Origin of the sequence: Pradoshia sp., assembly GCF_051873915.1 — a bacterium.
In the GTDB taxonomy this organism is placed as follows: Bacteria; Bacillota; Bacilli; order Bacillales; family Pradoshiaceae; genus Pradoshia.
In genome coordinates, this window is sequence record NZ_JBJEFJ010000081.1 from 1 (window position 1) to 12591 (window position 12591).

The following is a 12591-nucleotide window of genomic DNA, read 5'->3' on the forward strand; positions in this document are numbered from 1 at the left end:
AAAAGGCATAACCCTCTACAAATAAAGGATTATGCCTTCGGTGGTCCGATCGGCCAGTCATTCAATTTTCTGATTAATCAGAGTATAAAATATATTATTCCTATCTGTCAACTACAATTTAAATTTTCCCGTCGATCATAAAAAAGCATCCAGATGATTCTCATTCTGAATGCATTTGCTCACATGCCGCTAGAACCCTTTCACATTCCTTTACGGTCTGAATGATTTCTCTGAAGGAACTCCCGCCTGTCAGCTCCTGTGAATGGGCAAGATTATTTCGAAGCAGCTCAAGCTTATTGAAAAAACGCTCTGCAGCTGCCCGTGATGTAAAACCGAGATTTAAAAGCAGCTCCTTTTTCTTCACAATTAAGGTTTTCTTGTCACTGAGCTGCAGACAGTCAAGAAGCGTTATCTCTTCATTTCGTTCCTTTCTCATTTCATATAAATGCTCAGCGCTTCTCAGCCGCTCCGTACTCACTTTCTCCTTCCAGGACAGATCCCTATAAACTTGTTTGACAACATAGAGAAGATGCATCTCCATTAAAGAAATGATACCAAATAAAAGCATCCGAACCGGCGGCTTCTGCAGGTCTGCCAACGTAACAAGCCTAGTAACCTCATTTCTCTCAAGAATAAAGATTCGGTCAATATGCTCAAATAAATAGAGCAGATGAATTAATGGTGTAGATTCCGAAACAAGATCAGAGGGCTGAAAACGAATCATCGCGCTGCTCCCTCTCTCTAAATAGCCAATTACCCTGCCATTATCCTTTATACCAACGACATCAAAGCCGGTCTGCTCCATATAATTCAGAATATCATCCATCTTGCTGCCTGCTTCAAAGCTGACCAATTCCTCAGAAATATGGTTGACATGAATATTCTCTTCAAATAACTTCCGCAAGCTCTTATACGGGCTTGGAATAGAGGATTGTTTCTGATTCATCCCTCAATGCTCCTTTTATGTATGATTTTTCCTTATTTCCCTATCGTACTCCTTGGCCTAAATATTCGTAAACCTATATGCTGGATATTAAAGGGAGGATGCTGCATGAAGCGCATCCCCCATCATTTACTCTTCTATCTCCTTCGACTCCTCTTTTCTGAGATCTGTACCGGATGGCAAATGCCCTTCGTAGGATTGCCAGTAAACAGCCGCTACTAGGACTGCTCCCCCTATGGCATTGCCAAGGAATACTGGGATAAAGTTGCCGAAATACTCGCCCCAAGAAAAATATCCTTCAAAGATTGCAGCTGGTATGATGAACATATTTGCGACAACGTGCTGAAAACCGATAGCGACAAAAGCCATGATAGGGAACCAAATAGCAGCAATCTTCCCTCCAATATCTTCAGCCCCATAGGATAGCCAGACAGCAAGCCCGACAAGCCAGTTACATCCAACAGCCGAGATTAATGCCGGCCAGAAATCGGCCTCAAGCTTATGGCCAGCCGTATCAACAACCTTCTCAAGGAATGCTCCGCTTGATGTTAATTCCGCCAAATGCCCGAAGAAATAAGCAACGAAAAGGGCTCCGGCAAAGTTACTGAGCGTTATCCAAAACCAGTTATGAACAAGCCTTGACCAGCGTACCCTTCCTGAGAGACAGGCCATTGGCACCGCCATCATATTGCCGGTCAGTAGCTCACCGCCAGCAATCAAGATTAAGATAAGCCCCAAAGGGAAAACAGCCGCTCCTAAAAACGAACCAAAGGTCCCCCAATCCGACGGTAAACTTGCCGTCACACGGACAGATAATAAATACCCCGCTGATATGTATGCTCCGCCTAAAAATCCTAATAGCAGCATGCTTTTTAAATTCAAGTTCGTCTTCTTTACACCGGCTTCAACCGCATATGCAGCAATATCCTGCGGACTCTTATATGCCATGCTTCTTCCTCCCAAATCTAGTATCGTTCCTCTTTACCACTATTTGGTTAACCTTATCCCTCTAACCCCCATTTAATTATAACTATATTCCAATACAGTCAAAAAGGACTATTTTGTGAAATATTATCCTATTAAACACAAAAAAGAGAGAACCCCATGACACGGTTCTCTCCTCATTCATTATACTGATTTCTTATTCTCAAATCCTTGAGCTGCATCAATCATCTTATCAAGCTTAATGATGCTTTTTCTTGCCTTTTCATAGTCAACTTTGCGGTAGTGGTGCAATCCGCCTTCTTCCTCATCCATCTCATCAGCCCATTTAACAATTTGCTGAAGGGGGGTGCGTACGATATCATTTGTGGGAAGAAAAGAGTCCGTATGGAATAGGATCGCTAGCGATACAGTCTTCGCCTTCACTGGATTCTCTCCAAGTCTGATTAATAATTTATGCGCCCTCTCAGCCCCTTTTATCGCATGAATATCGTTTTTGCGATAGAGATCATAATCCCACTTCCCGTTCCGGTACCAGGTGAAATGCCCCATATCGTGAAGTAAGCCCGCCTTAGCGGCCGCATCAACATCCTCCCCCTGCTCCTTCGCCAGGTTAAAAGCATGATAAGCTACCGCGATCGCATGAGCTAATCCAGAACGATTCAAGTACTTTTGTGCAATTCGATGTTCAAAAATATCTAGTAAAGTGACATCCCTCATTTCTCTCTCCTCCTTCAAAAAACCGAATATTTATGTGCGCTCATTTATATTAATGTGCATTATAGCACGCATGAGGTGTAAATTTAAAATAAAAACGTCGAAATGTGAATAATTCCCTGTATATAAATAAATTTAATATTTTATTAATATGAAACTCTCTTTATTTCCGTTAAATTATGTTGATATAATATTAATTTTGTAAGGAGGTATACATATGACTGGAACAGCTATAGTACTAATACCACCTCTTGTCATCATTATGCTTGTCCTTTTGACAAGGAGGGTCATTCCATCACTCGGCGTTGGAATTATTCTTTCATCCCTTATCTTCGAAAACTTTCACTTCGGCGATACAATCAAGCGGATTGGAAAAACGATTCTCCATCTTTTCTACGAGGATGGCGAAGTCGCAACCGGAAATCTAAATGTTCTTGGATTCCTTCTTTTGCTCGGAGTCATGACCGGCATGATTCATCTATTAGGCGGAGGAAGGGCATTCGGGGAGTTCGCTTCCAAAAAGCTTCATTCCAAAAGACAGGTAACAATGGGAACGGCTCTTTTCGGAATGACCATGTTTCCGGATGACGTATTCAATATGTTTACGAATGGACAAGTCTCTCGGCCATTATTTGACCGTTTCGGCATATCGCGCGAAAAACTGGCCTATATGATTCATTCCACCTCAGATCCCCTCTGTGTTCTGACACCCATCTCAAGCTGGGGAGCTTATATTACATCGATTTTCGCAGCCATCTTTGTGATGCATGATATGGATGCAAATCCGATTGTGACATTTGTTGAGGTAGGATTCCTGAATTTCTATGCATTAACCACTATTGCCCTTGTCTTCCTTGTTGCCTATTTTGATCTCCGTTTCTGGAAAATGCGAAAGGCTGAATCACATGTAAAGCCATACGATTCAAATGATTCACATCGTAAAGGCTCTATTTGGTCATTGTTCATCCCAATCATCGTATTAATGATCAGCTCTATTGGTTTATTAATATGGACTGGCTATCGAAATAGTGACACGAAAAGCATCGTTGATTGGTTCGCGAATGGCGAGGTCAGCTATTCCTTGCTTATGGGCGCTCTGGCGGCCTGCCTTGTAACCTTTGTTTTCACAATCCGTACAAAACAGGTGAAATTTGTTCCCCAGGCTCTCATCAATGGGATGAAGACAACCTTGCCTGCGGTCTGGATTCTCTTGTTTGCCTGGATGCAGTCCGAATTAACCGGGTTATTGAAGACCGGGGAATACTTAGGCGGCATTATTGAGCAAACAAGCCTGTCCAGCTCATGGCTGCCGTTTCTCTTATTTATCCTGACAGGAATCATGGCATTCTCCACTGGAACAAGCTGGGGAACATTTGCAATCATGCTTCCAATTTCCGCTCAGATTGGCCTTGTCACAGGAGTGGATATCACCCCATTATTTGCTGCCGTTCTCTCCGGGTCACTCTTTGGAGATCATTGCTCGCCTATTTCTGATACGACGACTGTTGCCGCATCAGCAGCCGGGTGCAATCATATGAACCATGTACTGACGCAAATTCCTTATGCGCTCACAGCTGCTTCGATTACGGCTGGAGCTTTCCTCTTCTATGGCCTAACAGGAATTTCATGGATTTCCTATTTATTTATCCTTCTTATGCTGACTGGCATTACCGTCATCTATCGAAGAAAAGAAGCAAAACAAACCGTTTAAGATACCTTCGCAAAGGTTCATCGAATGAGCTTTTTGCGAAGGTATTTTTTACATCATTATTTATCTGAAAATTATGTACATTTAACCCTCAAAACAGTTATATTTAAAGAAACATAATACTGTATCATGCATAGTATGTATCATAGGGGGTGCACAGATGAATACGTTGTTGAACTCATTAATGACAGAATTAAGGAGAGGGACATTAACATTGGCTGTTCTCAATCAGCTTCAAGAACCTCAATACGGCTATTCCCTTGTCCGTTCATTGGAACTAGCCGGAATCACGATTGAACAGAGCACCTTATATCCTTTACTAAGGAGACTCGAAAAGCAGAAGCTGGTAACAAGCTATTGGGACACATCGGAAAGCAGGCCGCGCAAGTATTATGCACTCAGCAAAGAAGGCAGTGAGTTGTATGAGCAATTGAAAGAGGAATGGCTTATCCATTCTAAACGATTGTATGACATGTTAAATGGAGGGGGAAAAAATGAATCTGATTGAGACGTATATACAAGAAGTCATTCGCCGGCTGCCTGAGAGAAATCGGGAGGATATTGCACTGGAACTCCGTTCAACCATTGAGGATATGCTGCCTGAGGATTATACGGAACCAGATGTAAAGGACGTGCTCACACAGATGGGAGACCCGGCCAAATTAGCAAGAGAATATCGTGATTGGCCGCAGTATTTAATCGGCCCTCGTTATTTTGAAAGCTATATGGCCCTTTTAAAAATCGGTTTGTCCATCGGGTCAGCCATAGCGCTGATTGCTTACCTTGCTCAGCTAGTTAACGGTTTTACAGGCGAGGAGTCTTTCTTAAGTCTCTTGTCAGCTATAATCATAGGTGCAGCAGGCTCAGTGATTGAGACGGCCATGCATGTGTTCTTCTGGACAACAGTAAGCTTTGCTGTTGTCGAAAGAATAGATTCTTCAAAAGGCGGACAGCCATTTATATATAAGAAATGGACTCCTGATGATTTAAAGGAAGTATTGGACCGGACAAAGGAACGAAAGATTTCCAATGTCGAAGTATTCGGCGGATTGTTTTGGACAGCTGTTTGGGCAACCGTTTATTATTATGCGGACCAATTAGTTGGAATCTATCACAGCGGCACAAATGGCCTGGAATTTATTACACCGATCTTTAATCAAGAGGTGCTTCAAATGTACTGGCCGGCCATCATCGCTCTCATCGCCCTGGAGATTGTCCTCTCCCTTTTCAAATGGATGAGCGGGAAATGGACAATAAAGCTAGCCGCATTTAATACGGTCCTTCAAATCATCACCACAGTTGTCTTCATTCTAATCGCCAATCAGCCTCATTTATTCGATGCTCAACTCATTGCCTATCTAGGTCAATCCTTCAATGAAGAGGTACGCACTTGGACGATCAATCTAGCCATGACCCTTTTCTTCATGGGCGCAGCCTTTAATGTCTATGACGGCTTTCGGAAAGCCAAACGATAGAAGCTTTAAGAGTATTTAGCATGATTACCGCTATTTAGAATGGAATCACGAATAAGGAGACCAGTGCCAAAAGCCCGTTCAGCACAGGTCTTTTTGTCTTTGTTTAATAGCTCCAGCAAGCGGGAAAAAGCGCATAAAAAGGAGGAAAAACGATGACAGACATTCAATACCTATTCTTTCAAGATGATGGATTCATACCAAATAATCCTGAGCTTCCTGCAGCTGTCTATAAAAAGGCATTGGAACCAGGTATGATAGAGGACATTTTCCGCCGGCATCAGTGGTCAAACAGCTGGACAAACGGCGTCCTTCAAGAACACCATTATCACAGCAATACCCACGAAGTACTCGGAGTGGCGAAAGGACATGCCCGATTAATGCTTGGCGGTGCTGAGGGACAGATGATTGACGTTGAATGCGGCGATGTCCTTGTTCTTCCTGCTGGGACAGGTCATAAATGCATAGAGGCCCATGAAGGCTTTACGGTTATTGGTGCCTATCCTAATGGCATGGACTATAACATGAAATACGGTAAACCTGATGAAAGACCAGCAATTCTTGAAGAAATCAAGCAGGTGCCATTCCCTGAGGCTGATCCAGTTTTTGGCGAAGACGGTCCATTGCTCAAAAAATGGATGAACACAGGTTTCCGCATATAAACTCCTGTTCCATTCGTTTATAATAGGGATAGACTTTGTCAAGCAAGGTCTGACTATATTTTATGACAGCGGGAGGCCACATGAGTAAAGAATTCATTACCGGAAGCTTTCAAAGAATGAAATCCACCAACCTCTCCATCGTTTTAAATCTAATTCGTGAGAAAGGCCCTATTTCACGGGCAGATATCGCCAAACTCACAAAGCTGACCCCTCCTACCATCAGCAACCTGACAAAGGAGCTTCTAGTGGAGGAACGAATCGTGGAACAATCCCTAGGCGAGTCCAGCGGTGGCCGTAAGCCGACCTTACTCACGCTTAATAGTGAACGACATCACATCATCGGGGTTGATATTGGCTCTCATGAAATGAATTTAATCTTAACGAACCTTACAGGCGAGGTTAAACATAGCATCATTCAAGCAATGCCATCCTCTGTGAAGAAGGAATCACTCCTTTCCTTATTGACCAAAAGCATCCGTACGATGATAATCAGCGCTCCAGAGCCAGAGAAATTAATTGGAATCGGCGTGGCTATGCATGGAATCGTCGATGTGGCCAAAGGGGAGTCCGTATTCGCTCCAAACCTCAACCTGCATCATATACCCATTAAAGACATACTTGAGAAGGAATTCGGTCTAATGGTGATTGTTGAGAATGATGCACGTGCTATCGCCCATGGTCACCAATGGTTCGGTCATGAGAAAGGTGCCCAAGACCTTGCCTGTATCAATGTTGGGCGGGGAATAGGCGCCGGGCTAATTATAGACGGAGAGCTTTATCTGGGCCATGATTTCATCAGCGGAGAAATTGGGCATATGGCGATTGACCTGCATGGACCAACTTGCTCCTGCGGCAATAATGGATGCCTCCAAACCTTTGCAACAGGCCCGGCGATTGCTGAGAGAATGCGAGCCAAACTCGAAGAAGGGGAATCGAGTTCTCTTTCCGTTATGCTTGGAGACGGCTCATGCAGTGAAATCACAGGCGAGGAGGTCTTTGAAGCGGCAAAGGCTGGGGATTCGCTTGCCCAGCAAGTCTTACAGGAGGCAGGAGAATACCTTGGCATTGGATTAACGAACCTGATACATATCATTAATCCCGAGAAGATTGTCTTAAGCGGCGGAGTCATTAATGCACGGGAGTTTCTGCTCGATACTGTCCAGGAAACGATTCAAAAACGCGCACTGACGGAGAAGGCAAAAAAAACAGTGATTACTGTTTCCTCCTTTGGAAGCTATGCAACTGTCATAGGAGCCATATCCTTGGTTTTGCGTGAACTATTCTCGGAATCTCGGAGTCTCAAATAAAAAAAGAATGATGCAGAATTAGCCAAAACGACCTTCCTGCATCATTCTTTCTTTTTAGATCTCCTTTGCACCATCCCCGATATCGCAAAGATAGAACTCAGGTACTAACCCTGTTCTTTCTTCATAATGCTTCGCAACTTCCTCCTGGAATCGAGCCACCGCTTCATTCTTGACGACGCTGACATTGCATCCTCCGAAGCCGGCCCCTGTCATCCTAGTACCAATACAGCCATCTACCTTGCATGCTTCCTCATACATTACATCCAGCTCCGTACCTGTAACCTCGAACAAATCACGCAATGATTCATGAGACTGCTTCATCAGCTTGCCAAACAAAGCTACATCATGGTTTTTTAATGCTTCTGCTGCTCTTAGCACACGGGTATTCTCGCAGATAACATGATCAACACGTTTTTGTACAACCTCCTCCTTGATTGTATCCTTATACAACTGCCAATTATCGTAGCTGACATCGCCCAATGTTTTGATCTCAGGCATGGATTGCTGCAAAACAGCCAATCCACTCTCACATTCAGCCCTTCTCTCGTTATATTTCGAATCAGCGAGACCACGGCGTTTATTGGTGTTTGTGATGACGATGGTATATCCATCAAGCTCTACTGGCGCATATTGATACTCAAGCGTGTCACATTTCAGCATGATGGCATGGCCTGCTTTTCCCATAGCGACAGCGAATTGATCCATAATGCCGCAATTGACACCAACGAACTTGTTCTCAGCTCTTTGAGACAGCTTCGCCAATTCTACTTTATCAACCTGACACCCAGCTAGTTCACTTAATGCTAGTCCGGTCAACACTTCAATAGAAGCAGATGAGGAAAGGCCAGCCCCATTTGGAATATTGCCGTGGAACATGATGTCAGCACCCGTATAACGTGCTTCTTCATCTCCGGCAAGCTCGAGCAATTCTACTAGTACTCCCTTCGGATAATTAGCCCAGTCATCCTCCTTCTTGTACACAATGGAATCAACTGCTGTCTGCGCTGTAGTATCAAAATTCGTGGATTGGAAATGGTAGACACCATCCTTCCGCAGGCGAGCGACTGCCCATGTTCCAACAGAAAGAGATGCCGGGAAAACATGCCCCCCATTAAAGTCTGTATATTCACCGATCAAGTTCACGCGTCCTGGTGTGAAGAATACGCGAGCCCCTTCTCCAATGCGACCGAATCTCTTATAAAATTCTTGAAGTAAATGTTGTTTTTCCATCATCTCTTCCTCCCTTTTATCAGCTATGAATTTGGTCAATAAAGCGAATGAAGGCTTGCTGACCCTCTGCTGTTTGCTTAAATACTCCTGAGTGCTCAAGTACGGTTAAGAACCGGGCTCCAATTTCCTCTTGCATGATTTCACTAACTGTATCGCTTGTCAGCTGCCCCCGTCTTGTCCTGATTTCCTCATACCAGTCATAATGCTTTAACATATCAGTCTGCCATTCTTCCTTTTCCGTGCTCTCTACTAAATAATGAGATAGCCTATTCACTTCTTCTACAAGCCGACCAGGAAGCACAGCAAGTCCCATCACCTCAATTAGTCCGATATTCTCTTTCTTAAGATGATGCAGCTCCTGATGCGGATGGAAGATTCCATCTGGATGCTCAGGTGACGTCCGATTATTCCGCAGGACAATATCCATCTCAAATAAACCGTCTCTCCTTCTAGCAATTGGTGTTACCGTGTTATGAGGCGTGCTGCCGCTATAGGCATGAATATCGGCCCCTTCATCGCTATAGGTCTGCCACACTTTCCAAATACGCTCTGTTACCTTAGCTACTTCTTCCTTTTCACCACGGAGGCGAATGACTGACATCGGCCATTTCACAATGCCTGCCGATACATTCGGGTAACCAGCAAGCGTAAAGGTTTGGGTGATTGGAGCTTCTTCAATCGCAAATGTATAACGCCCCCCTTGGAAATGGTCATGATTTAAGATCGATCCCCCAACAATCGGCAGGTCTGCATTCGAGCCAATGAAATAATGCGGGAATTGGTCAACGAAATCGAGCAGCCGGTCAAATGTTTCTCTTGAAATCTTCATGGGCATATGTTCTTTCCTAAGCACGATGCAATGCTCTGGATAGTAAACATATGGCGAGTACTGTAAATACCAGTCTTCATGATTAATAGAGAGCGGAATAATGCGGTGATTTCCCCTCGCCGGATGGGTAAGTGTTCCCTTGTATCCTTCATTCTCCGGACAAAGCAGGCATTTGGGATAAGAAGAGGAAGGTGCATTCTTCAGCATCGCAATTTCCCGAGGGTTTTTCTCCGGCTTGGATAAATTAATCGTAATGTCCAGTTCGCCGTATTCTGTCTTGGTCTTCCATAGTTGATTTTTTTGAATACGGTCCATACGAATATAGTTGGACAAGATAGAGAATTGATAGAATTGGTCTGTTGCTTTGACGGGACTCGACACATAATTCTCTCTGAACTGACGAATAACCTCAGACGGCCTTGGCAGCAAGCAGGTCATTAGCTCCGCATTTAGGAGATCTCGCTCGGTCATTGTATTAGAGATACTCCCCTTTTCCTCCGCAATATCAAGAATAGTATCCAGGATTTCGTGAATAGTAGACCTTCCCTCGAGCGGTTCACTTTCAACCCATTCTGAAAGGTCTAACACAGACATAAGCCTGTTCCGTGTATAAATTTCATCTTCTTTTGGCAGGAGACTATTTTCGATGCCATATTGGAGCAGACTTTGAATTGTTTGATAGATGGATGGCATATTAATTCACCTCAATCGCATTCTCTCGAAACCCTTTTCATTTTACTTTATTAAATTAATTAATAAACTTTCTACCCTCACTATACTGTTTTTTCATAAAATAAACAATTCAAAATACAGCGGATTCATAAATTGTTTGAAACTTCTTTTTTAGGGAATAATTCACTATCTAAATGAACAGGAGAATCGTTTTATGTCATTAATCAATCAGGTAAATCGTGAATTGCTTCAAAAAGAGGATATGGAAAATGCTTCGATAGTACCGGCATGGGTCACAGAGGAATACAGAACCTTTAAAAAAATCGTAACCGACCCCACGTTCCCATGCTATTTCGGAATGAAGGCCGAGAATAAGGGCGAGCTTCGTTATGCCTATATTACTCATGAGGATTGGTCCAATCTGCCGAAGGCGCTTGAAGGCTTTCTTGATTTATTCAAGCAGCCGACAAAAGTTCGTCATGGCTTCTTCCTTTTTGTAGAGCCCGAAAAAGAGCCGAGAGACATCCCTTATTATCGTGATTATTTCTGGAGGGTTCTGCAATACTTGCATGAACAAGATCCTGCTCCATGGCCGCAAATGGCACCTAAGGATCCAGACCACTATTTATGGGACTTCCATTTTGGCGGTGAGCCGATATTTGCTTTCGGCAATTGTCCGGCCTATAAGCAGCGGAAAACACGTGATCTCGGCAGCAGCCTCGTGATTGGCTTTCAGCCCAGGAAAATCTTCGAAGGCTTAAAGGGGACAGAAAAAGGTGGAATCATGTCACGTGAAAAGGTGCGTGAACGCGTTGAAGCATGGGACCAGCTTCCGAAGCACCCGGATATCAGCCATTATGGCGACCCGGCGCATAATGAATGGAAGCAATTCTTCATCGGTGATGATAGTGAGCCGATAACTGGAAAATGTCCATTTCACCATAAGGAAATGGATTGAATTATACAAAGCGGCTTCCTGAACTAGTCTTTGGGAGGCGGCTTTTTTTATTTCAGAGGAAAGGCTTTTGCCTTTCTCCAGCTGGACGGACTGAGATAACATGTGACCAAAGATGGTTAGCCCTTAGCCTCTGTCTTTTTCCCTTAAAGATGGCTGTTCGCCCATATATGATAAGCTTTCGCCCTTAAACCATGAAATTCTGAAGAAACGCATTCAAAATGGTAGTTCAAATAAGCTGGATGAGTTTTTCGTTAAATATCCCGTCATTTTCATTATTAAACTCCAGAAACAATCTGCATGAAGCTTTTATCTCTTGTAAGTTCGAGACAAACAAAACAGGCGGAAAGACATCCGCCTGTTTTGTTATCAAGAAATAGGTCATTTACTGTACGATATGCTTTACCCTTCCCACTTGTCCATCAGTCAGCCTAACCTTGATGCCATGGGGATGTGTCGGTGAATTCGTCAAGATATCTTTCACGATTCCTCTTGTTAATGTCCCGCTTCGCTGATCCTTTTTTAAGACGATATCGACCTCGAGCCCTGGCTTGATTTGGCTGCGATTCTGTCCGTTTGTCATATACTCACCCGCCTCCTTCAATGATTTAACACTCTGAACATGATGGTTTTTAATAACTAATGATATAATGGACGAATAGAAAAATCCACTTATTTGGAGGAAGTATGTTAACGTTTGAAGAAAAACTCGCTATAGCGGCAAGCTTTCCAGAGCTTGAACAAAAAAACGTGTCACTGGGGCGCGTGAATTTCCAATTCCCAGAGAGCAAGACTGACAAAAAGAATGTCATTTATCATCTGCACCCGAACGGGAATGGCTTTGTGTATGCAGAAGGGATTCCAGGATACCCTGTTGACCAAAAAGGCATGGTTAATATTCGTGACTACTCAGAAGAGGACCTGCGCACATTGATTCAGAAATCCATTGATCTTCTATCAATCAACCCGAACGAAGCCATCACCATTGAAGGAGAGGCAGTCGAAGAGGTATGGAGAAATGAAGAGGGTCATACCCTCACCATCATCCTTGAGGAGGATATGTGGAATGTGTATGCCGGCATCTATTTAGACGGTACATTCCCATCCTACAATGAAGCAAAATCCTACTTGATGGAAGAGGGCTTCACAAAGCA

General features: G+C 43.6%; 13 protein-coding genes. 7 read left to right on the forward strand and 6 right to left on the reverse strand.

From position 1 onward, the window contains the following. Positions 1-160 precede the first annotated feature (160 nt). The 3 genes from ACI35L_RS07675 to ACI35L_RS07685 form a co-directional block, all read right to left on the reverse strand. Positions 161-946, reverse strand: coding sequence for a hypothetical protein (locus tag ACI35L_RS07675; protein ID WP_049669741.1), 786 nt, complete (start codon positions 944-946; stop codon positions 161-163). 126 nt (positions 947-1072) lie between these two features. Beyond that, on the reverse strand, positions 1073-1891 hold the full coding sequence (locus ACI35L_RS07680; RefSeq protein ID WP_439802596.1) for a formate/nitrite transporter family protein: 819 nt from the start codon (positions 1889-1891) through the stop codon (positions 1073-1075). Positions 1892-2071: 180 nt separating this feature from the next. Next, complete coding sequence (locus ACI35L_RS07685; protein ID WP_049669739.1) at positions 2072-2605, reverse strand: HD domain-containing protein; 534 nt, start codon at positions 2603-2605, stop codon at positions 2072-2074. 214 nt (positions 2606-2819) lie between these two features. Here ACI35L_RS07685 and ACI35L_RS07690 point away from each other — a divergent pair, with 214 nt between their 5' ends. The 5 genes from ACI35L_RS07690 to ACI35L_RS07710 all read left to right on the forward strand — a co-directional run bounded on the left by ACI35L_RS07690 (position 2820) and on the right by ACI35L_RS07710 (position 7751). Next, the gene (locus ACI35L_RS07690) at positions 2820-4313 is read left to right on the forward strand and encodes a Na+/H+ antiporter NhaC family protein (protein ID WP_439802597.1); all 1494 of its coding nucleotides are present in this window, start codon (positions 2820-2822) and stop codon (positions 4311-4313) included. Between the two features lie 157 nt (positions 4314-4470). Beyond that, the gene (locus tag ACI35L_RS07695) at positions 4471-4818 is read left to right on the forward strand and encodes a PadR family transcriptional regulator (RefSeq protein ID WP_049669737.1); all 348 of its coding nucleotides are present in this window, start codon (positions 4471-4473) and stop codon (positions 4816-4818) included. Continuing rightward, entirely contained in the window at positions 4805-5785 is a 981-nt protein-coding gene (locus ACI35L_RS07700) for an HAAS signaling domain-containing protein (protein WP_049669736.1), read from the forward strand. The genes ACI35L_RS07695 and ACI35L_RS07700 overlap by 14 nt, the downstream gene beginning before the upstream one ends. Positions 5786-5937: 152 nt before the next feature. Further along, positions 5938-6444 carry a cupin domain-containing protein gene (locus ACI35L_RS07705; protein ID WP_049669735.1) on the forward strand — a complete coding sequence of 169 codons (507 nt, stop codon included), beginning with the start codon at positions 5938-5940 and terminating at the stop codon, positions 6442-6444. Between the two features lie 80 nt (positions 6445-6524). Next, positions 6525-7751, forward strand: coding sequence for an ROK family transcriptional regulator (locus ACI35L_RS07710; RefSeq protein WP_049669734.1), 1227 nt, complete (start codon positions 6525-6527; stop codon positions 7749-7751). A gap of 54 nt (positions 7752-7805) precedes the next feature. Here ACI35L_RS07710 and ACI35L_RS07715 read toward each other — a convergent pair whose 3' ends face one another. Together ACI35L_RS07715 and galT are read right to left on the reverse strand one after the other, a co-directional pair. After that, a complete protein-coding gene (locus tag ACI35L_RS07715) occupies positions 7806-8984 on the reverse strand; it encodes a galactokinase (protein WP_049669733.1) in 1179 nt (392 codons plus the stop codon). A 16-nt stretch (positions 8985-9000) separates the two neighbouring features. Then, the gene (galT, locus tag ACI35L_RS07720; protein ID WP_439802598.1) at positions 9001-10503 is read right to left on the reverse strand and encodes a UDP-glucose--hexose-1-phosphate uridylyltransferase; all 1503 of its coding nucleotides are present in this window, start codon (positions 10501-10503) and stop codon (positions 9001-9003) included. A 193-nt stretch (positions 10504-10696) separates the two neighbouring features. On the opposite strand from galT, the gene ACI35L_RS07725 reads away from it, so the two are divergent. Then, positions 10697-11440 (forward strand): YqcI/YcgG family protein, encoded by a 744-nt coding sequence (locus ACI35L_RS07725; protein ID WP_049669731.1) that lies wholly within the window; start codon positions 10697-10699, stop codon positions 11438-11440. A 382-nt stretch (positions 11441-11822) separates the two neighbouring features. On the opposite strand, the gene ACI35L_RS07730 is transcribed toward ACI35L_RS07725, so the two are convergent. Next, positions 11823-12020 carry a YwbE family protein gene (locus tag ACI35L_RS07730; RefSeq protein ID WP_049669730.1) on the reverse strand — a complete coding sequence of 66 codons (198 nt, stop codon included), beginning with the start codon at positions 12018-12020 and terminating at the stop codon, positions 11823-11825. 104 nt (positions 12021-12124) lie between these two features. Between ACI35L_RS07730 and ACI35L_RS07735 the strand changes: the two genes are divergently transcribed. Continuing rightward, positions 12125-12591 (forward strand): hypothetical protein (locus ACI35L_RS07735; protein ID WP_439802599.1); only part of this gene is annotated, 467 nt, incomplete at its 3' end.

Coding starts and splice junctions, on each gene's coding strand:
- ACI35L_RS07675 (WP_049669741.1), bottom strand. CDS start 946: ATGAATCAGAAACAATCCTCTATTCCAAGCCCGTATAAGAGCTTGCGG.
- ACI35L_RS07680 (WP_439802596.1), bottom strand. CDS start 1,891: ATGGCATATAAGAGTCCGCAGGATATTGCTGCATATGCGGTTGAAGCC.
- ACI35L_RS07685 (WP_049669739.1), bottom strand. CDS start 2,605: ATGAGGGATGTCACTTTACTAGATATTTTTGAACATCGAATTGCACAA.
- ACI35L_RS07690 (WP_439802597.1), top strand. CDS start 2,820: ATGACTGGAACAGCTATAGTACTAATACCACCTCTTGTCATCATTATG.
- ACI35L_RS07695 (WP_049669737.1), top strand. CDS start 4,471: ATGAATACGTTGTTGAACTCATTAATGACAGAATTAAGGAGAGGGACA.
- ACI35L_RS07700 (WP_049669736.1), top strand. CDS start 4,805: ATGAATCTGATTGAGACGTATATACAAGAAGTCATTCGCCGGCTGCCT.
- ACI35L_RS07705 (WP_049669735.1), top strand. CDS start 5,938: ATGACAGACATTCAATACCTATTCTTTCAAGATGATGGATTCATACCA.
- ACI35L_RS07710 (WP_049669734.1), top strand. CDS start 6,525: ATGAGTAAAGAATTCATTACCGGAAGCTTTCAAAGAATGAAATCCACC.
- ACI35L_RS07715 (WP_049669733.1), bottom strand. CDS start 8,984: ATGATGGAAAAACAACATTTACTTCAAGAATTTTATAAGAGATTCGGT.
- galT (WP_439802598.1), bottom strand. CDS start 10,503: ATGCCATCCATCTATCAAACAATTCAAAGTCTGCTCCAATATGGCATC.
- ACI35L_RS07725 (WP_049669731.1), top strand. CDS start 10,697: ATGTCATTAATCAATCAGGTAAATCGTGAATTGCTTCAAAAAGAGGAT.
- ACI35L_RS07730 (WP_049669730.1), bottom strand. CDS start 12,020: ATGACAAACGGACAGAATCGCAGCCAAATCAAGCCAGGGCTCGAGGTC.